This window comes from Paraburkholderia sp. BL18I3N2 (genome assembly GCF_003001875.1).
GTDB lineage: Bacteria > Pseudomonadota > Gammaproteobacteria > Burkholderiales > Burkholderiaceae > Paraburkholderia > Paraburkholderia phytofirmans.
The window spans coordinates 26,500-44,981 of the sequence record NZ_PVNC01000015.1 but is presented as its reverse complement, the minus strand read 5'-3'; the positions used below and the strand labels follow the sequence as shown (position 1 = coordinate 44,981).

The 18,482-nt window shown below is 60.7% G+C and carries 19 protein-coding genes; 12 read left to right on the top strand and 7 right to left on the bottom strand.

Annotated elements, in window-relative coordinates:
* Positions 1-49: 49 nt before the first annotated feature.
* The 3 genes from B0G75_RS29215 to B0G75_RS29205 are packed head-to-tail and all read left to right on the top strand — an operon-like array spanning position 50 to position 3,127.
* Positions 50-1,567: an LPD7 domain-containing protein gene (locus B0G75_RS29215; RefSeq protein WP_106313518.1), complete on the top strand. Its 1,518-nt coding sequence runs from the start codon at positions 50-52 to the stop codon at positions 1,565-1,567.
* 8 nt (positions 1,568-1,575) lie between these two features.
* The gene (locus tag B0G75_RS29210; protein WP_106313517.1) at positions 1,576-2,112 is read left to right on the top strand and encodes a plasmid stabilization protein; all 537 of its coding nucleotides are present in this window, start codon (positions 1,576-1,578) and stop codon (positions 2,110-2,112) included.
* Position 2,113: 1 nt separating this feature from the next.
* Positions 2,114-3,127: a relaxase/mobilization nuclease domain-containing protein gene (locus B0G75_RS29205; protein WP_106313516.1), complete on the top strand. Its 1,014-nt coding sequence runs from the start codon at positions 2,114-2,116 to the stop codon at positions 3,125-3,127.
* A 249-nt stretch (positions 3,128-3,376) separates the two neighbouring features.
* Here B0G75_RS29205 and B0G75_RS29200 read toward each other — a convergent pair whose 3' ends face one another.
* Positions 3,377-3,805 (bottom strand): hypothetical protein, encoded by a 429-nt coding sequence (locus tag B0G75_RS29200; protein WP_106313515.1) that lies wholly within the window; start codon positions 3,803-3,805, stop codon positions 3,377-3,379.
* Positions 3,806-3,948: 143 nt separating this feature from the next.
* The gene (locus tag B0G75_RS29195) at positions 3,949-4,440 is read right to left on the bottom strand and encodes a hypothetical protein (RefSeq protein ID WP_106313514.1); all 492 of its coding nucleotides are present in this window, start codon (positions 4,438-4,440) and stop codon (positions 3,949-3,951) included.
* 206 nt (positions 4,441-4,646) lie between these two features.
* Between B0G75_RS29195 and B0G75_RS29190 the strand changes: the two genes are divergently transcribed.
* From B0G75_RS29190 to B0G75_RS29150, 9 genes are all read left to right on the top strand, one after another.
* Complete coding sequence (locus tag B0G75_RS29190; RefSeq protein WP_106313513.1) at positions 4,647-4,970, top strand: helix-turn-helix domain-containing protein; 324 nt, start codon at positions 4,647-4,649, stop codon at positions 4,968-4,970.
* A gap of 735 nt (positions 4,971-5,705) precedes the next feature.
* Complete coding sequence (locus tag B0G75_RS29185; protein ID WP_258194755.1) at positions 5,706-6,602, top strand: nitrilase family protein; 897 nt, start codon at positions 5,706-5,708, stop codon at positions 6,600-6,602.
* Positions 6,603-6,676: 74 nt separating this feature from the next.
* Positions 6,677-7,840, top strand: a complete 1,164-nt coding sequence (locus B0G75_RS29180) for a substrate-binding protein (protein WP_106313512.1) — start codon at positions 6,677-6,679, stop codon at positions 7,838-7,840.
* 57 nt (positions 7,841-7,897) lie between these two features.
* Positions 7,898-8,731, top strand: coding sequence for a branched-chain amino acid ABC transporter permease (locus tag B0G75_RS29175; RefSeq protein WP_106313511.1), 834 nt, complete (start codon positions 7,898-7,900; stop codon positions 8,729-8,731).
* Complete coding sequence (locus B0G75_RS29170; RefSeq protein WP_106313510.1) at positions 8,724-10,574, top strand: ATP-binding cassette domain-containing protein; 1,851 nt, start codon at positions 8,724-8,726, stop codon at positions 10,572-10,574. Before B0G75_RS29175 ends, B0G75_RS29170 begins: the two co-directional genes overlap by 8 nt.
* A complete protein-coding gene (locus B0G75_RS29165) occupies positions 10,571-11,278 on the top strand; it encodes an ABC transporter ATP-binding protein (protein WP_106313509.1) in 708 nt (235 codons plus the stop codon). Before B0G75_RS29170 ends, B0G75_RS29165 begins: the two co-directional genes overlap by 4 nt.
* A 44-nt stretch (positions 11,279-11,322) precedes the next feature.
* Positions 11,323-12,324, top strand: a complete 1,002-nt coding sequence (locus tag B0G75_RS29160) for an asparaginase (RefSeq protein ID WP_106313508.1) — start codon at positions 11,323-11,325, stop codon at positions 12,322-12,324.
* A gap of 9 nt (positions 12,325-12,333) precedes the next feature.
* A complete protein-coding gene (locus B0G75_RS29155; protein ID WP_106313507.1) occupies positions 12,334-13,494 on the top strand; it encodes a transporter substrate-binding domain-containing protein in 1,161 nt (386 codons plus the stop codon).
* Complete coding sequence (locus B0G75_RS29150) at positions 13,491-14,111, top strand: ANTAR domain-containing response regulator (RefSeq protein ID WP_106313506.1); 621 nt, start codon at positions 13,491-13,493, stop codon at positions 14,109-14,111. Before B0G75_RS29155 ends, B0G75_RS29150 begins: the two co-directional genes overlap by 4 nt.
* Before the next feature lie 170 nt (positions 14,112-14,281).
* Here B0G75_RS29150 and B0G75_RS29145 read toward each other — a convergent pair whose 3' ends face one another.
* From B0G75_RS29145 to B0G75_RS29125, 5 genes are all read right to left on the bottom strand, one after another.
* Positions 14,282-14,578 (bottom strand): cyclic-phosphate processing receiver domain-containing protein, encoded by a 297-nt coding sequence (locus tag B0G75_RS29145; protein ID WP_106313505.1) that lies wholly within the window; start codon positions 14,576-14,578, stop codon positions 14,282-14,284.
* The gene (locus B0G75_RS29140) at positions 14,575-15,111 is read right to left on the bottom strand and encodes a phospholipase D-like domain-containing protein (RefSeq protein WP_106313504.1); all 537 of its coding nucleotides are present in this window, start codon (positions 15,109-15,111) and stop codon (positions 14,575-14,577) included. Before B0G75_RS29140 ends, B0G75_RS29145 begins: the two co-directional genes overlap by 4 nt.
* 484 nt (positions 15,112-15,595) lie before the next feature.
* The gene (locus B0G75_RS29135) at positions 15,596-16,333 is read right to left on the bottom strand and encodes an SDR family oxidoreductase (protein WP_106313503.1); all 738 of its coding nucleotides are present in this window, start codon (positions 16,331-16,333) and stop codon (positions 15,596-15,598) included.
* A 79-nt stretch (positions 16,334-16,412) separates the two neighbouring features.
* Positions 16,413-17,225 (bottom strand): isocitrate lyase/phosphoenolpyruvate mutase family protein, encoded by an 813-nt coding sequence (locus B0G75_RS29130; protein WP_106313502.1) that lies wholly within the window; start codon positions 17,223-17,225, stop codon positions 16,413-16,415.
* Between the two features lie 28 nt (positions 17,226-17,253).
* Positions 17,254-18,429 (bottom strand): MFS transporter, encoded by a 1,176-nt coding sequence (locus B0G75_RS29125; protein WP_106313501.1) that lies wholly within the window; start codon positions 18,427-18,429, stop codon positions 17,254-17,256.
* Positions 18,430-18,482 lie beyond the last annotated feature (53 nt).

Below are 18,482 nucleotides of genomic sequence, written 5' to 3'. Positions count from 1 at the left end.
CCAAACGATGTGTTGCCTGAAAGCATGACCGATCAGAAAGGAGCCCACCATGTCTGAAACCTTGCCGCCTGCCGAGCCGATCATTAATGTGATCGAGCCGGATGTTCCCGGACGTTCGCCATCCGTTGAACACACCAAAGGTGATGGCGATATCAGTTATCTGGACGCGGCGGCCATGGATGCTGTATCTGCCCGGCGCCAGCGTGAGTTTGACGCGGCACGGGCGCGTCTGCGTGATCAGGCCATCCGGGACGATGCTGGTCCAGCACCTCAGTCTGCTCCCCGCCCAACCGACGACGCGCCAACCGGACAGGAAGAACACGCTGCTGTTCGCGCGCCACTTGACCAGCCGCCGGAGCGCGTACGCAAACGCTATCTGCGGGCCGGTAACCAGTATTTCCTGAAGGACGCGCCGTATCAGCTCGCGTTCGAGGATATCGGACCGTACCTTGTCACCGAACACAACCGGCCGGACGTGGTGGAATCGATGGTCGACATGGTGGCGGCCAAATCGTGGCGTCGTATTCGCGTGTCGGGCCACGACGCGTTCCGCGGCGAAGTGTGGCTGCAGGGATCGTTGCTGGGCATCGAGGTCAGCGGGTATGAGCCAAAAGCCGCCGATCTGGCGCGCCTGGCCGATGCGCGGCAGGCGCGTCTGAACAACCGCATCGAAGCGGATGCGTCGTTGCGTTCAGCCGGTTCGACGATAGACGTAGCAGAGCCCAGTCGTGCAACGTCTACCCCCGCCCCAGCCGCCGGGCCGCAGGATGTGGCGGATGGCGCCGCATCTGCGGCCCTTCGACGTCACGTTCAGCGGGGTGAGCCGCTTGACGCGAAGCGACCGCCGGCAGCAGGCGACGAAGCCGACACCCCGAGGCGATATACGGGCGAACTGCGCGAGCACGGTGGTGCGCCGTACCAGAATAATCCTGCGCGCAGCGAGTCGTACTACGTCGTGTTCCGCGATGCGACAGGCGCGGATCACGTCGTCTGGGGCGTAGATCTCGAACGCGCGGTGAGAGAGTCCGGCGCGCAGCCCGGGCAGCAGGTCGCACTTGAAAACCTGGGGCGACGGCTCGTCACGGTCAAGGTACCGATCCTGGACGAGCACGGTGTAGTGATCGGTGAAGACGAGCGTGATGTGCACCGGAATACCTGGCAGATAGATGTGATGGGACGGGAGCGTACGGCGGCGCAATCTGTGTCAGAACCCGAACGCGTAGCGGGAGCAGACGCGACACCCGCGGGCACGAATGAGCGCGAAAGCGGCCAGGAGTCGCGACGCTCGAGTGTCTCCGATGAAGATAAGGTGCTGCATCTGGCCGTGCTCGTCGGCGCGATGCGGGAGCAGGGTTTCAGCGCGCGCTCGATCGAACGCGTGCAACGGCGTGCGGAAGCGCTGCTCGATGCATTTGGTCGCGAGGGCATTCCCGTGCCGCGGCCGAAGGTCTTTGATCCGAAAGCGCCGTCGGAACGGGATCGTCGGACACGCGCTGCGGTCGGACGTGTGCCTGCGCGGGATATCGAGCCCGAGCTGGCGCACACGCCCGTTGAACCTTCGCGCTAGGAGCTGTCATGCGTGTGCGTGATCGCTTATGTGTCGAGCTTGGTGGCATGAGACGCGATTGGGATCATTGGTGCGAGCGCCGGGGCCTGACCGTTGGTGAGGGCACGCGGCAACTGGTGGCCGCCGCATTGCGTGCAGAGGCTGGCAATGATGATCCGGCGATCGACGCGAATGTCCGTTGGAGTGCTGCCGGCGATCCTCATATCCGGATCGAACTCAGGCTGACGGTTGCTGAACTCGAGGCGGTTGAGTTACGCGCGGAGGCGTTGGGCCTGACCGCTAACCGCTGGATCGTTGCGCTGATCCGTGCGCGGTTGACGCACGACCCCCAGTTTGGCGCGCGCGAGATGCGGCTGCTGGCGGATTCGAATCTGCAGCTTGCTTCGATTGGGAGATGGCTTGCACAACTTGCCCGCGGCGGCCACATACGACATGGCGGACAGGAGGGGAACGGCGACATCGAGGCTATTCGTGGGGCGATCGATGCGCACCTGCGCGTCGTGGCAGATGTGATGCGGGCGAACCTGGATCGATGGAGCCGGTGAGATGCCTTACCCGAAGATTTACATCGACGCGATGCTTCTGAACTGGGGTGACCGGCTGTTTCAGGAGCCGTTCAGGCACGCGAGGGCACAGCGCCTCTCGCAGGCGAGCCTGCGAGATGAGGCCGCGAGAATGCGCGAGCAGATCGCGCGCACGCTCAGGCGCACGCCGGAGGTGATGATCAAGATCACGAACAAGGCATCGGGCGCGCAGGGCATCGGCGCTTTGCGCCGGCACCTTCGATATATCTCCCGGAACGGTCAGGTGGAGCTGGAAGACCAGAATGGCGACCGCATCGCCGGACCGGAGGCGGTACGAGACCTCGTGCAGACCTGGCAATTCGGCGGATGGGGGATACCGGAAACGAGCGCCCGTCGCGAGGTATTCAACGTCCTGCTGTCGATGCCGCCGGGAACGAACCGTCAGGCCGTGAGGGACGCTGCCCGGGATTTTGCGGCCGTTGAATTTGGGGATGGGCGCGCCTATGTGTTTGCCGCACACGAGGATGAGGCGCATCCGCACGTTCACCTGAGCGTGCAGGTGCGTGGACCGGATGGCCGGCGGCTGAATCCGCGAAAGCAGGATCTGCGTCGCTGGCGCGAGCGGTTCGCCGAGCAGCTCCGCGCGAACGGTGTGGATGCCAACGCGACGCCCCGACGGGTGCGTGGCGAGACCCGACGTTATCCGGCACAGTGCGTCAGGCATATGGTGGAGCGTGGCGAGATACCGAAATACTGGCGCGCCGTGGCGAGCGAAAAGCAACGCCAGGCGGGGTGGCAGGCTCACGACAAGGCATTTGCAGTGTGGCGGGAGGTGGCGCGGACAATGGCCGCGTCCCCAGCCGGTGCGGACCGCGCGATCGCCGTCGGCATTGTGCAGTTCGTGCGCGCGATGCCGGTCCAGCGGGACGCCGTTGTCCCTGACATGAGGCGGGATCCTGCGCCAATGCGCGAGGATCGGACGGCACCGGAGCGCGATGGTCGGCCTGACGTTCCCGATCCGAACATCGAGCTCTAGCGCGGCCGAGAGGGTGCTACCGTTCCGATCGGCGAAGTGAGCGACGCGCGGCCCGGTGTCCTCATCCGCTCACCACGTCGGGCGCTGTCGGCAGGTCTTGAGGGCCGCGTCTCGCGTGGCCGCGCACCCGCCATCGTGCGCTTGCGAAGACAACGTCGAAGTTGCGGGCGATGTGAACGGTGTGCTGGCGTAAGACGGAGCGCGACCACACGAAGCATGCAGGCACGATTGTTATCGACGGCAGGCGGTTCACAGATCGATAAGCCACACGGGCGCGCCCTTGTACGTCGCGAAGAGCAGGAAAATCAGGGCGATCGCGAGGAGCGGCAGGCCGTAGAGTGCCAGCGGAAAAAACAGCACGAGCTGGAGAAACGAGCCGACGACGCCATAGAGAGCGTTCGTCGCGTGGATGTTTTCGTAGATCAGCCAGGCCGCTGCAGCGATACCCAGAGCCATCAGGGCAAGCCCTCCTGACGGCGTTGCGTGATGGAGTGCGGCCGTGGCCCATGCATAGTATCCCCACCACAGGAAATTGATCGCAATGGCGGCGAGCCAGAATTCTCGCGCAGTAGAAAAGCTGTGGCCGAAACGAACCCGGCAGTGGCGACCACATAGCCGGATTGCCTTGGCAGTACCAAAAAGAATGCCAACTACGACGGCAAGTTTCAGCAGAGTCATATGAGGTCCTCCCGCGAAACGTGGCTGCTCAGGTTTCGAGAAAAACACACAGCCTCAATATCCCATTCACGCAATATAGATGCCGCTCTAGCGAATGCCATGAGTGGTTAGAAAAGCTGACTGATGGTTAGTGTGCCGCTCGTCTACCACGAGCGCAGTTGTTGTTGTATGAGTGCGATGTCGATACATAGCGTGCCGATGCTCAGCACTTTCGCTGTGTCCTTCTGCAGCGCGCATTCGTATAGCTCCAGGAACAATGGGCACCAGTTTTCGCGGTGATCCCGAAACGGCCATGGCGGTCGCGCTTTGTTGCGACGAACATTATCCTCACGAGGCGTTGCAGGCAGGATCGGAATATCGAGTCGCGCCACTAGGTCGTGGCGCCCGAGGTCGAAATCGGGATGATCCTTCGAAAGCAGGAAGAGGACCGTAGCGATCAGTTCTACGTCTTCGTCCAGCTGGTCAGTGTGACGACTTTGCGCGGTAGCCAGGCCGTACGCCGCGACCATTTCGCTGCTGCGGCGGGTGATCCACTCTTCTACCTGCACCAGCTCGTCGTTGAGCTGGCGCAGGCGTCTGCAATCCTGTTCGTTGAGGTCAATGCCGAAGCCGGTCGGCGGTCGCTTGTCCTGCATTTTTCACTTCCTGCTTTTCCGGGCGTTGTGTGCCGGGCCGTGGTCACGCAGCAATCGTCCTGAAGCGACACCTATCCGCAGATCGTCACGGTGGGGTGCTTCAAAAGCCTTCCGGGGGAGGCGTTTAGATACTACGATAATCGTAGTATCTAAGTAGACGCTTTGCAACGATATTCGTAGCTTCGTATGTAACGAGCTACCAGTGAATGTCTGCGGCGTCATCTTCGATTTTTGGAACGCGACTGAAGGAGGCTCGCCTGGAGGCCGGGCTATCGCAGAAGCGACTCGGAATCGAGGCTGGGCTGGATCCATTCGTCGCGAGCACCCGAATTAACCGGTATGAACTGGGTGTCCATAAAGTTGACTACACATTTGCAATTCGTCTCGCTGCCGTGCTCAAGGTGCCGGTGGCCTTTCTGTATGCAGAAGACTCTGAACTCGCTCAACTGATCCTGGTTTTTGGTCGATTGTCGAAACGAAAGCGAGCTGAGCTTTTGTTTCATGCGCGGACCTTGATGACTGGGCCGTAACGGCTGATCGCGCCTTGCGCGCGAGGCCGTATGGGTTATCAAGCAGCTGTTCAGCAAGCTTTGGCATTTGTTGCATCGGAGCGGCCCATACCTCGTCTCGCACCGGACGCCCGACTGAGGAAACCTTGGATCAGTCACGGGGCGAGGAATGTCCCAAACTGGCCATTTCGAGCGGCGCAGTCTTCGCCTTATGCTCAATGCGTGGTCGTTCGGACGAAGCACTGTGCAACTTTCGCGAATGGCTGATACGGGAGACGCTCACGGGTGTTAAGCGATAGCGAGGCACGGCCAGAATTGGGCGTCCGCTTCTGGGAAAAGCGAGTGGCTGAAGTGGGTTGGTTTGACGCGTTCGGCGTGAGCCCGGATTCCGCCATGATCGGTCATACGACTGATCGAACTCACGGTCATCAGGATGGCTTCTTTGTCCGCGATAACGGCCACTCGTCCTTCTGATTTTCTGGATTTTTGGTTCAGCCGTGAATTCGCAATCCCCCACGGTTTCGTCCGCCGGGGATGACGCTCAGACGATGAATGCAGATAAATAAGGGTTTCCCCTGAAAGTCGGTCAACGTAGTTGACGGCGAAATATGGAGGCCTTACATTCGCGGCATTGGTTGTCGACGTGAAGTCGGCGACCTCGCGGCAACGATGCCGCGCTACACATGGAAGGCTACGTAGCCCCCGAACTTGCGTGAAAACGCTGGTTCGGGGGCTTTTTGCGTTTGGAGACTCAATTTGGAAGCCAGGCAACTCCGCCCTGCCGAACAGGGCATCGATCATCCCATCGTCGCATGCGTGCAGATGGAACCGCACGTCGGCGAGAAATCCAGGAACGTCCAGACGTCGATCCGACATATCGAGGAAGCCGCGAGGAATGGTGCCACGCTTGTCGTGTTGCCGGAGTTGGCCAATAGCGGTTACGTATTCGCAGATCGCGATGAGGCATTTTCGCTGGCGGAAGCGTTGTCGGGCGGCAAGACGGTGGAGACATGGACGGACGCGGCTCGCCGGCTCGACGTGCATATCGTCGCAGGCATCGCTGAGCGAGATGGCCAACGCCTGTACAACTCGGCCGTGCTCATTGGACCGTCGGGTCTCGTCGGCACCTATCGCAAGCTGCACCTCTGGAATCAAGAACACGTCGTCTTCGAACCCGGTGATCGCGGTGTTCCCGTCTTCGACCTTCCGCTGGGGAGAGTCGCGATTGCCATCTGCTACGACGGCTGGTTTCCCGAGGTGTATCGACGGGCATCGGCGCAAGGCGCGGACATCGTCTGCGTGCCCACGAACTGGGTCCCCATGCCGGCTCAGCCGTCCGATCGTCCCGCGATGGCAACGACGCTCACGATGGCGGCTGCGCACAGCAACGGCTTGATGGTCGCCTGTGCAAACCGGATCGGCACCGAGCGAGGCCAGCCGTTCATTGGACAAAGCCTGATCGTCGGCGGCGACGGATGGCCGCTTGCCGGTCCAGCGCCACAGGACCGCGAGGTCATTCTCTACGCGCCGATCGACGTACAGCGCATTCGTTCCGGTCGTGCGCTCAACGCATTCAACCACGTCGTGCGTGACCGGCGTCCCGACGCATACGACTCGACTACCGGCAACGGCGGCACGCAACCCCGGTTGTGAGCAATACATCCACGCTGCCCCGAACCCCACATTTCTCGCACCCATAGCAATCAACCGCCAAGGAGATTTTCACCATGCAGTCGATAAAACAGTGTTTGCTTGCCGGCGTCCTCGCGGCGACCGCCATTATTTCCGTCAGCGCACATGCCGCTGATCCGATCAGGATCGGCGTTGCAGTCGGTCTGTCCGGCGCCAACAGCGTGGTCGCGCCCGCTGTCGTGCAGTCGTCCCAGCTCGCGGTCGACGAGATCAACGCTGCTGGCGGCATTCTTGGGCGCAAGATCGAACTGGAAATTGCCGACGACGCGTCGGGCGCAGTCGGTGCACAGAAGGCCTACGACTCGCTCGTGTTCCAGAAAAACGTCGATGCAATTATCTCGATGGAAACCAGCGCGGCACGAAATGCCGCGCTACCCGCCATTACGCGTGGCCGCAAGCCGCTTGTCTACACGTCGTTTTATGAGGGCCGGTCGTGTAATCCCTGGATGTACGTCAACGGCTGGGTGCCCGAACAACAGGTCGCTCCGGTGGTCGACTACTTCGAAAAGAGCAAGGGTGCGAAGACCTTCTATCTGGTCGGGAACGACTACGTTTTTGGCCGGGGCATGCTCGATTTCACGAAGAAATACATCGAGCAGCATGGCGGCAAGGTCGTTGGCGAGGAGTACCTGCCAATCGACGGTACGGACTGGACGCCTATTCTGTCGAAGATTCGCTCCGTTCACCCCGATGCACTGATCAGTGCTACTGCCGGCGGTGCGCCTAACGTCGCGCTTGCGAAACAGCTGAAGGGATCGGGCATGACGCTGCCCTACGGCAATCTCGCTATCGACGAAGCGACGGCAAAGAGCATGAGCGACGTCGCAACGGGCATCTATATGTCCGGCTCGTACTTTACGAGTATCGACACGCCCGAAAACCGCAAGTTTCTCGCGGCCATGCGAAAGCGCTTCGGCAATGATCTGAAGACGCCGAACGAGCTGTCCGAGCCGCAGTACGAAGCGTTCTATCTGTACAAAGCCGCTGTCGAAAAAGCGGGCTCAGTCGAACCGGCGAAGGTGATCAAGGCGCTTGGCGAAGTGTCGTACGACGGGCCGCGCGGACCGGTCAGCATGGACAGGAGCCGGCATACGCCGCTGTCCATGAGGCTCGGCCAGGTTCAGGCAGATGGTTCGGTGAAGATTCTCCAGACCTTCCCGGGCGTGGACCCCGGCGCGCAGTGTCCAAATATCAAGTGAACGTTTGATTCAATGTATCCGCGTGTGCCAGGCAGGCGGGTGCGACTGGAGAGGACCATGGTTCTGACATTGGATGTACTGACGAGCGCAGCGCTGCTGTTCATCGTCACGGCGGGACTGATGATGATTTTCGGCGTGATGAAGATCGTCAATTTTGCACATGGCGCGCTGCTGACGATGGGCGCTTATGCCAGCTTCGTCATCACGCAGCTGAAGTTGAGTCCGTGGCTCGGTGTGCCGCTGTCGCTCGTGGTCGGTGTTGTCGTGGGGATGCTGGTCGAGCAACTGATCGTGCGTCCGCTATACAAGCGTCCGCTCGATGCCATTCTCGCGACGTGGGGGCTCGGCATCGTGATTGGCCAGATCATCGTGATGATGTTCGGGCGCGAAGTGCAGTTCGTGGAAACGCCGCTAAAAGGCGCGCTGTCTGTTGCGGGCACCGACTATTCCGCTTACCGGTTGTTGCTGGTTCCGATCGCCGTCGGGTTGTGCATGCTGCTGACGGCATTGCTGTCCGGCACGCGCTTCGGCGTGAAAACCCGAGCGGTCATCATGAATGAGGATCTTGCGCGTGGTCTCGGCATTCACTCTGGACGCATCCGTTTTATTACGTTCAGCCTGGGCGCCTCGCTTGGCTCACTCGCCGGCATGCTAATCACGCCGCTGTCGAGCGTCGATCCGAACATGGGGCTGCCGTACCTCGTCAACGCATTCATGCTCGTCATGGTATCGGGCTATTCGATGATCGGCCTCCTGCTCACGTGCCTTGTCTTTGGCGCCTGCCAGGTGCTCGTCAGTACGTTTGTCAGTCCGGTGCTGGGCGGGTTGACCATTGCGGTACTCGCCGCGCTGATGTTGCGCGTATTTCCGAAGGGGTTCTCTCATGGCTAACGTGAAGTCTTCGCCCGATGTCGCAGAGATTCACCGCGAGCCGCCATTCGGGCACAACGCCGCAAGGGTGCGCGGACCGCTCGTCGTCGCTGGGCTGACGGTGCTGCTGCTGGCTGGCGGACCGCTGGTGTTCAGCACATATCTCCTGAATGTACTGATTCAGGCGTTCTTCTTCGCGATCGTCGCGGTGACGGTGGATATCCTCTGGGGCTACACGGGCTATCTGACATTCGGGCAGTCCGCCTTCTTTGGGATCGGCGCTTACGCTGCTGCGCTCGTGTTTACGCATGGCGGATTCTCACCAGGCTATGCGCTGCTCGCAATCGGCCTCGCGATTGTCAGCTCGGCTGCCGTCGCCGCGTTGTTCGGCTGGCTGTCGTTCTATCGCGGCGCATCGCCGTTCTTCGCGACCGTCATGTCGCTCGTGTTGCCAATCGTGCTGAGCCAGTTGTTGCTGTCGGGCGGCGAGTGGACGGGATCGAGTTCAGGCCTGACCGGCTATTCGACGTTCGATTTGCCGCTTGATGCATGGTACTGGATCGCAGGGGCCGGGCTGGCTCTCGTCGCGGCGTTGGCCTGGTACTTCGTGCGCAGCGACGGCGGACGCGTACTCGTCGCGATTCGTGACAATGAATCGCGTTGTGCATACCTGGGCATCAACACGTCGATCGTGAAAATCGCGTTGCTGGTCTCGGCTGCGATCGTCGCCGGTCTCGCGGGCTTCGGCTACGGCGCATTCAGCGGCGTAGTCGCGCCAGAACTGACGGGCTTCGTGCTGGGCACGCAACTGATCATCTGGGTGGCACTCGGCGGTCGAGGCACACTGTGGGGGGCGGTCGCCGGTGCCGTGCTGATCAACGTTGCGACCTCGTATCTGAGCGGCAGCATGCCGTTCGCGTGGCAACTGATTCTCGGCGCGGCTTTCGTCCTCGTGATCGTGCTGTTGCCGCAGGGGCTCGTGCCGCTGCTCATCAAGCCGTTCAGCCGCGCGACCCGCGGCGGTGCACAGCCGATCCTGGTGGAGCGGGAGATCGACGCGCAACGGCATCCGGCGGGTACGGAGGCTGCATTGCAGATGCAGGGCGTCGCGAAGCATTTCGGCAGTCTCAAGGTGTTGCAGGGGATTGATCTCGAAGCGAACGCGGGCGAGCTCGTCGGCCTGATCGGTCCGAACGGCGCCGGCAAGACCACGCTGATGCGCTGCATGAGCGATGGCGCGGCGCGCTCCGCCGGCACGGTGATGCTGTGCGGGCACGATATACGTCAGTTACCGCCCGAGCGGTGCGTGCAGTTCGGGCTGGGCCGCAAATTCCAGAACGCGAATATCTTCGACACGTTGACGGTGGCGCAATGTCTGCGCATCGCCAGCACCATCGTCGACAGGCCATCCATGTTCCGACGCTCTCACTCGCTAGCGTTACCGGCCTACGCGCTCGAAGTGATGCGCGCCACGCGCCTTAACGAAAAGCTGGGCGAGGCTGCGAAAAATCTCTCGCATGGCGAACAGCAGGCGCTCGAACTCGCCATGGTGCTGGCACTGGAACCGCGCATCGTGCTCCTCGACGAGCCCACGGCCGGCCTGACGAAAACCGAACGAACGCAGATCGGCGACATACTCGCCTCGCTTGCGCATCGCTACGGGCTGTGCTGCCTGCTCGTCGAACACGATCTCGACTTTGTGGAAGAGATCGCGACACGCATCGTCGTGCTGCATCAAGGCCGCATCCTGATGCAGGGCAGCTTCAGCGAGGTCGTCAGTTCGGAACTGGTCAGGACGATTTACGCAGGAACGGCGCAGCCGAATGGAAACGATGACGCAATCGTACAAGGAAACGCACGATGAGCCAGGTTGCTTTAAATATCGAGCGCGTGACGAGCGGATACAAGGCCTCGGTCGTGCTTCGCAACCTGTCGCTTTCGATCGGGAGCGGCGAGGCTGTGGCGTTGCTCGGCAAGAACGGCATGGGAAAAACGACCTTACTCAAAACGATCATGGGGTATCTGCCGGCGAAGAGTGGTGCGATTCATGTCGACGGGCTCGACATCACCCGGCTGCCGCCGCACCGGATTGCTCGCAGCGGCATCGCCTATGCGCCGCAGGAGCATGCGCTGTTTCAGGATCTGTCGATTCGCGACAATCTGCGCCTGGGTCTCCCCAGAGTATCCGTGTTCAATGAGCGATTCGCTGAAATCGAACCGATCTTTCCTGTATTCAAGACTCGCCTGAAGCAGGATGCAGGCACGCTGTCCGGCGGCGAGCAGAAAATGCTGCTCGTCGCGCGTGCACTGATGATGAGGCCTTCGATCATCCTGCTCGACGAGATCACCGAGGGCCTTCAGCCTTCCGTGATCGACCGCCTGGCCGATGCGCTGCTCTGGGAACGAGGCCGCCACGGTACGACCATCCTCCTGATCGAACAGAACGTGCCGTTCGCGCTGAAGGTAGCCGATCGTTATGCGGTGCTGAAGCAAGGGGAAGTGATCGAGCAAGGCGATGCGAAGCATCTCGGCGCTGCGGCCTCGATCTTCGACCATCTGCGCGTTTGATCTCGTCGACAGGAAAGCTCTTTAACCATGACGCGGCATAACCTATGACAACCGATACGCTTCCCCGACTTCCTCGTTGCGCGTACTTCGCGACGGGAGGAACGATAGCGATGAAGGCCGACCCGGATACGGGCGCCGCTGTTCCTGCGCTGTCCGGCGAAGATCTGCTTGGGACGGTGCCGGAGATGGCGAGCATCGCCAGACTCGACGTGCGCAATCCGTTCAACCTGCCGTCGCCCTACATGGGACCGTCGCGCTGGGTGATGCTACGCGAGTCGGTCGCGGCCGCTCTCGCACATGATGATGTCGCGGGTGTGATCGTCTCGCATGGCACGGATACGCTCGAAGAGACTGCATGGTTCCTCGACCTGACTATCGATTCATCGAAACCCGTCGTGATGATCGGCGCGCAGCGTAACGGGTCATGGCGGGACTTCGACGGACCCCGCAACCTGCTCAATGCAGCGCGCGTGTGCGTATCGCCTGACGCACGAGACAAGGGCGTGCTGGTCGTCCTGAACAATCAGATCAACGCCGCGCGGGAGGTGACCAAGACGCATACGTTTGACGTTGAGTCGTTCAAGTCCGGCGATTTCGGCTTCCTTGGCACCGTCGATGACGACCGCGTCACGTTTGCCAGGGCCGCGTTGCGGCGTCAGTTCATCGCGTTGTCCACGCACGACCTGTCGTATGTGGAGATCGTGCCGATGTACGGCGGCGCCGATGGCGGCCTCGTGCGTGCCGCCGTTGCGCTCGGGGCAAAGGGGATCGTCATTCAGGCGCTCGGTTCAGGTAACGTGAATGCAGGGATGTTCGATGCGATCCGGGACGCGATGGCTGCGGGCGTGGTGATCGTCATTTCGACGCGCGTGCCGAACGGCCGCGTGCGGCCGACCTACGGCTTTGCCGGCGGAGGAAGTACGCTAAAGGCCGCCGGCGCGGTTTTCGCGGACAATCTGAGTCCGCAGAAGGCGAGGATTCTGCTGATGCTGGTCATGCAGACGACGACGAATCCCGGCCAGATTCAATCTCTCTTTGATCGATAGGGAACGCTCATGAACACAAGCCCCGTCCTGAGCAACGAGCCCGGCTGGCGCATCGGCGTGCTGTTTTCGCGCGCGGGTGCAACGGCCGCGACCGAAACCGAGCACTTTTACGGAACGGTACTAGCAATCGAGGAGATCAATGCGGCAGGCGGCGTCGCGGGCGGCTTGCTCGATCCCGTTGTCTACGATCCAAAGTGCGACGTGGACGAATTCCGGCGTCTCGCGACACGCATGCTGCAGGAAGACGATGTCACCGTGATCTTCGGATGCTCGACGTCTTCGAGCCGGAAGGCCGTGCTGCCGGTGATCGAGCGCAACAACGCGTTGCTGTGGTACTGCTCGATCTACGAAGGGTTCGAATATTCGCCGAACATCATTTATACGGGAGCCGTGCCGAACCAGAACAGTATGCAGCTCGCGGCGTGGCTGCTTCGTCACTGTGGTCGACGATTATTTCTCGTCGGTGCCGACTACATCTATCCGCGCGAATCGAATCGGATCATGCGCGACATGGTCGAACACAATGGCGGGGAAATCGTCGAGGAACTCTATCTGCCAATCGACGCCGATCCTTCTGCACTGGCGGCGGTTGTCGATGAAATCAAGGCGGTCGAGCCGGATGTCGTGTTCTCGACGCTGGTCGGGCGCAGCGCACGCGCGTTTTACCAGTTGTACCGCGAACGGGGCATCGATCCAGCTCATATCCCGATTGCCAGCCTGACGATGACCGAGGGCGAGACGCGAATGATCGGCTCCGAACTTTGCAGCGGGCATATCCTTTCTTCCAGCTACGTCAACACCGTGGATTACGATGGCAACCGGCGCTTCCTTGAAGCGTGGCGCGCGCGTTTCGGCGACCAGCCTGCCAGCATGTGGTCCGAAATGGCTTACAACCAGGTCCATCTGTTTGCACGGGCGCTCGCGCGCACGCGCAGCCTCAACACGGCGAAACTCGTCGAAGCCGTGCACGAAGTCGACTTCGACTCACCGGAAGGGGTGCTCAGGATTGATCGTGAAAACAATCATGCGATCCTCACGCCTCGCATTGCCGTCTGTCAGCCAGACGGTTCGTTCAAGGTGGTTTGGGAAAGCCGTCAGCCGGTGCGGCCGGATCCGTATCTCACTGCGTACGGCTTTGCAGAGTTCTGGCTGGATGGAGAAACAGCATGAACTCGGGCGCGCGACGACTCTTCGATGATTTGCGTACGTTGCAGGTGGTTGTGATTCATCCAGCCGGCGAGGACCGTACCGTCCTTGAGGAGCAACTGCGCCGGATTGGTTGTCCCGTCAAGTTGATCTGGCCGTTTCCGGCGCAACTGCCCAAAGATGCGGACGTGATTTTCTTTCTGGTTGGGCCTGAGCTTCGCAGTGCTGGTAACTGGAGCGCAGCCGATACCGATGCAACGCTCGTTGCCTTGTCCGACTACGAAAACCCGACTGCGCTGAAAATGCTCGTCGACACGCAGGCGCATGGCGTAATCACGAAGCCTTACCGCTCTAACGGGATTCTCAGCACACTGGTGCTGGCGCGCGCGTCGTGCGGTTATCAGCAGCGTCTGCAAGGAAAGATCGGCAAGCTTGAGGAGGCAATCAAGTCACGGCGCCACGTCGAGAAGGCGATCCGCATTCTGATGGATGCGCATCGACTGGCTGAAAACGATGCATATGAGCACATGCGCTCACGGGCAACAAGTTTGCGTGTAACGGTCGGTGAGATTGCAAGCATGGTGATCGACGCTCACGAGGCAATGGAAAAATTGGGTTTTGGAAAGGCGTCTAAATCCTGATCTCGGGAGCATTCATGCAAGGATCCGGGGTGCGGACAGATCCTTCATTTGCCTCGATTGTGTGAGAGGGCGTCTGCGATGAATGGCAAGACCTCCGTAAGACGCAGGAGTTTCGCATGGCTCCCTCGTCGACTCAGGCCTTCGGGTCGGTTTTAGCCGCTCGCCGCATCTTATGAGCGGTTAGCCAATCGCAGGATCGCGGCAATGCCTTCCTGCATCCGAACTGCGGCCGCCGGATTGGCCGAGTGGACACGCAGATTGGGCGGCTTGAATCCGCGCAGCGCGACGGCTTCTTCGATCCATACCAGCACGTCATAGCCGGTGCCGCGCACATCGTTGCCGAGGTCGTGGTCGAGGCTCAGCTCTTCGACATCGCCTGTCTCAAGAAGCGCGATTGCTTCGTCGGGCCAGTAGACGCGTTTCCAGCCTTCTGGCGCCGGGCGGAGATCGTCAAGATATACTTTCATGTCGCCACCGCAGTGCTCGAGGTCGTTTTTGGGCCTTTGCAGCGCCGACTCTTCGCAGAAGCAGGAGCGCGGGCGCTGCGGCACCGGGCGTCAAGATATGCGGCGTATGCGGTCAGGTCGCGATGCTGATCGTCTTCCTTGCGTCCTCTGACCACTGCCGAGAATTCTTCATTCGTCGTGAGCGCGTTACGGGTGATGTTTGCCGAGCCAGTGATCGCCGTGAAATTTTCGCCGGACTCGAAAAGATACAGCTTCGTGTGCAGGAAGAAATCCTTAACGAGGATGTGTTCAACTCCGAGCTTTTTCAGCGCGGAGATCGCACGCGGTTGAGTGTCACCGTCCCCCACGTTTGAATACATGATGATCCGCGCGCCACGCGCGACGGCCTGCTTAAGCGCGTCAGAGAGGATCTCGACCCCGCCAGCCTTCAGATGGCCGGAGCAGATGAACACGTTCTCAGCGTCGGCCAGGAAGCCGGAGATGGCGGTCAGATGGTTGTCAGTGTCGCTTTTGTTGTAAAGGAACGTCAGCATGGGGCGTCTACGGTTCTTCGAGTGCTAGGCGTTACGAGGACGACATCACCTAGGCTTGGCTTTACCAAAACTTGGCGAGTCGTGTTCTCGCCGGGAATTTAGATTGTAGTTTAGTACGCGATTTGAACGCCGGCATCTCGCGGAGTCGTTAGGCGGAGTTGTTTTGACGTGTGTGGTCGATGAAATACATTGCTCCATTTCCAACCTATAGTCCGCAGTCGATAAGTTTAAGGGCACTGTGCGCTACCTCGGTATTGAAGTCGACGATGCAGTCGAGATGGTTGAGCAAACCGGAATCTGAACCAGGTCGGTCGGCGAGCGGGCGCTTGCCGGCCAAATGCAGCCGCTCAAGATTCGTGCGCGAATGACCGCTTCGTCGCATCGATCAGACCTTGACGCGACGCCGTAGCGGCGGAGGAGTAGTCGGATGCGACCGTCGGGCCGGACCTCGGGTGCAAGCTCCCCTCGACATCTGTCTCAACCCTTAAGCATTCGCTCCACCGTCGACGGTAAGCGTGGTGCCCGTGACATAGCCGGCATTGGCGCTCGCGAGAAACACGACTGCTTGCGCAATGTCCTCGCCCGTGCCGTAATCGCCCGTCGCGGTCAGCGATTTCATCGTCGGCGCGAACGGACCGTCGACCGGATTCATATCTGTGTTGATTGAGCCAGGCTGCACGACGTTTGCGGTAATGCCTCGCGGGCCGAGTTCTCTCGCGAGACCTTGCGTGAATGCAACGAGCGCTGATTTTGAGCCGGCGTAGACACCAAGCAGCGAGGCCGGGACGCGGTCGGCGAAGTAACTGCCGATCGAAATGATCCGTCCTCCCGCACCGAGGTGCGGGATGGCGGCTTGGGCGGCCACGATCGGTGCACGCACATTGACGTTGAGCGTCGCGTCGATGTCTTCGATGGACATATCCTTGACGTCGCCCATGCGCAGAATGCCGGCGTTGTTCACGAGGATATCGAGCCCGCCCAACGCTTCGACCGTCTTCTGTACGGATGCCTGCACGGCCGATGCGTTTGCGCTATCTGCCTGGATTGCGACGCCGCGTCGGCCTACCGCTTCGATCGCCTTGACGACGCGCGCGGCCTGTTCCGCCGATTTTTCATAGGTGATTGCCACATCCGCGCCGGCGGCCGCCAGTGCATTTGCGATTGCAGCGCCGATGCCCCGACTTGCCCCGGTGACGAGCGCGCGTTTGCCTTTGAGGTTCATGAAACTCTCCTTGAGTGTTCAGTGGTGAAAGAAGTTTGAGCGGATGTCGACGATCGAGCCTTCGCGATACGTGTTTTGCTCATCGCTGGATTGGTCCGGCGAAAAGGTTCTGGATTTCGGTGTACGGCAAGGGATTGCTAGCGAGCGTTTCGGAACGGCCGTCGTTCAGAAAGTCCTGCGCGAGGGCCCTCGCCTTGCCGAGCACGACCTGCGAGACGCCGCTGCCCGCGCTCAACCGGCGCACGCCGAGCTTGCCGAGCGCCGCTGCATCGGCGAGTCCTGGCACGGCCATGACGTTAAGAGGCAAAGGCGTCGCGCCCGCAATCATTTCGATATCGGATGACTGCACGAGGGCCGGCAGGAAAAGTCCATCCGCGCCGGCCAATGCATACAGCTTGCCGCGAGCAATCGCCTCTTCTGGCTGCTTCGACTTTTCAGCGAGGCCTGCAAGAAAGACGTCGGAGCGTGCGTTGACGAAGAGATCGGAACCCGACTTCATCAGCGCATTTTTGATCGCCTCGATCTTCAAGGCGAGAAGCGATGCCGGGTCTGAGCCGTCTTCGATATTGATGCCGGCGATGCCGAGATCCACCAGTTGCATGACGTGGTCCGCAACGGTCTTTGGGTCGTCGGAATAGCCATTCTCGATATCGACCGACAAAGGCACATTCAGCACGCGGACGATACGCCGAACAGAAGCGACGACCTCATCGAAAGGCAGTACGCGGCCGTCCGGATAGCCCAATGCCCAGGCAAAACCTGCGCTTGTCGTGGCGATGGCGGGTGCACCCAGCGATTCAATGAGACGTGCACTTCCGGCATCCCACGCGTTCGGCAAGCGGAGCGGGACCGAATTATCGTGCAACTGACGGAATGTATTTACGTTAGACATTGCTTTTTCCTTGAACGGAAATGGAAACTCAAGCCGCTACAGCGTCTTTTGCTGTTTTTGCAAACGATGCGATGCGGCGCGTCGCGAGCCCGGAGACAAGGATCGCGATGACCACGGGAATGCTGGAGAGGTAGCCGAGGTTATGGCTGCCGATGACCGGGATCACAGCAGCACCGAGCGCCCCAGCGATTGACACACCTACATAGGTCGCAGAAGTGTTGAGACCGACGAGCACAGCCGTCATCGGCGGATTCAGGCTTGCGAGACGGAACTGTTGCGGTACCAGCACACCCCATGCACAAGCGCCCCATATCGTCACCGCAATCGCTGCACTCCAAAGATGTGCGCCGGTGATCGGCATGGTGAGGATGACGATTGCGACGATGGAGAGCTTGATCAGCACGACTTTGTGCGAACCGATCTTGTCTAGTATCCGTCCTGTCAGCAGATTCGAGAAGGTTCCTGCCAGTCCCCAGAGGACAAGCAATCCACCCAGCACCAGGGCGCTGTGGCCGACCGCACGATCGAACACAACGGAGAAGTAGCTAAAGATGATGAAGGTGCCGATCTGTGCAAGCACAGTCGTCGTGAGCGTGAGTCCGACGCGCGAGTCCGTCAGGGGAGACAGGCGCTCACGCAGCGAGATGGCCGGCGGCAACGGCACGTCAGGCAGGAATGCCACGATACCGGCGAACGCGGCTGCACCGAGCGCGGCAACGAGCACCAGCGTCCAGTGCCAGCTCGCGAGCCCGCCGATCACGGCACCTATGGGCGAACCCAGCGCGGTAGCGGTCGTCAGTCCCGCCACGATGATGGACAACGCGTACCCGCGACGCTCCGGCGGCACCAGTGACGCGCCCGTTCCGCTGGCAGTCGGCGAGAACATCGCTGCACCAAGGCCTGCGAAAGCGCGCGTGGCCAATGCGATGCCGAGATTCGGCGCCACGATAGTGCCGAGATTGGCGATGACGAACAATCCGATGCCGCTGAGCAGCAGACGCTTGCGTGGAACGTTCGCAGCAAGCGCTGCGATGGTCGGACCGAGCAGGGCATAGCTCAGCGCGTAGACGCTGATCAGTTGGCCAGCAGCGCCGATGCTGACGCCAAACGAGTGCGCGATTTCAGGTAGGATGCCAGCGAAAACAAAGCTGTCGGTGCCCAGCGCAAACATACCGAGTGAGAGTGTTAGAAGGCGGCGATCCATGTCGGCTTCTCCAGAAAGATTACGAATTAAGTCTCGTGATGAAACTATAGGGA

Bases quoted from the DNA above. Each gene is read 5' to 3' on its own strand.
- B0G75_RS29190 (WP_106313513.1), top strand. From the start codon at position 4,647: ATGTCTGCGGCGTCATCTTCGATTTTTGGAACGCGACTGAAGGAGGCT.
- B0G75_RS29195 (WP_106313514.1), bottom strand. From the start codon at position 4,440: ATGCAGGACAAGCGACCGCCGACCGGCTTCGGCATTGACCTCAACGAA.
- B0G75_RS29180 (WP_106313512.1), top strand. From the start codon at position 6,677: ATGCAGTCGATAAAACAGTGTTTGCTTGCCGGCGTCCTCGCGGCGACC.
- B0G75_RS29165 (WP_106313509.1), top strand. From the start codon at position 10,571: ATGAGCCAGGTTGCTTTAAATATCGAGCGCGTGACGAGCGGATACAAG.
- B0G75_RS29135 (WP_106313503.1), bottom strand. From the start codon at position 16,333: ATGAACCTCAAAGGCAAACGCGCGCTCGTCACCGGGGCAAGTCGGGGC.
- B0G75_RS29125 (WP_106313501.1), bottom strand. From the start codon at position 18,429: ATGGATCGCCGCCTTCTAACACTCTCACTCGGTATGTTTGCGCTGGGC.
- B0G75_RS29140 (WP_106313504.1), bottom strand. From the start codon at position 15,111: ATGCTGACGTTCCTTTACAACAAAAGCGACACTGACAACCATCTGACC.
- B0G75_RS29200 (WP_106313515.1), bottom strand. From the start codon at position 3,805: ATGACTCTGCTGAAACTTGCCGTCGTAGTTGGCATTCTTTTTGGTACT.
- B0G75_RS29205 (WP_106313516.1), top strand. From the start codon at position 2,114: ATGCCTTACCCGAAGATTTACATCGACGCGATGCTTCTGAACTGGGGT.
- B0G75_RS29210 (WP_106313517.1), top strand. From the start codon at position 1,576: ATGCGTGTGCGTGATCGCTTATGTGTCGAGCTTGGTGGCATGAGACGC.
- B0G75_RS29155 (WP_106313507.1), top strand. From the start codon at position 12,334: ATGAACACAAGCCCCGTCCTGAGCAACGAGCCCGGCTGGCGCATCGGC.
- B0G75_RS29145 (WP_106313505.1), bottom strand. From the start codon at position 14,578: ATGAAAGTATATCTTGACGATCTCCGCCCGGCGCCAGAAGGCTGGAAA.
- B0G75_RS29150 (WP_106313506.1), top strand. From the start codon at position 13,491: ATGAACTCGGGCGCGCGACGACTCTTCGATGATTTGCGTACGTTGCAG.
- B0G75_RS29170 (WP_106313510.1), top strand. From the start codon at position 8,724: ATGGCTAACGTGAAGTCTTCGCCCGATGTCGCAGAGATTCACCGCGAG.
- B0G75_RS29130 (WP_106313502.1), bottom strand. From the start codon at position 17,225: ATGTCTAACGTAAATACATTCCGTCAGTTGCACGATAATTCGGTCCCG.
- B0G75_RS29175 (WP_106313511.1), top strand. From the start codon at position 7,898: ATGGTTCTGACATTGGATGTACTGACGAGCGCAGCGCTGCTGTTCATC.
- B0G75_RS29215 (WP_106313518.1), top strand. From the start codon at position 50: ATGTCTGAAACCTTGCCGCCTGCCGAGCCGATCATTAATGTGATCGAG.
- B0G75_RS29160 (WP_106313508.1), top strand. From the start codon at position 11,323: ATGACAACCGATACGCTTCCCCGACTTCCTCGTTGCGCGTACTTCGCG.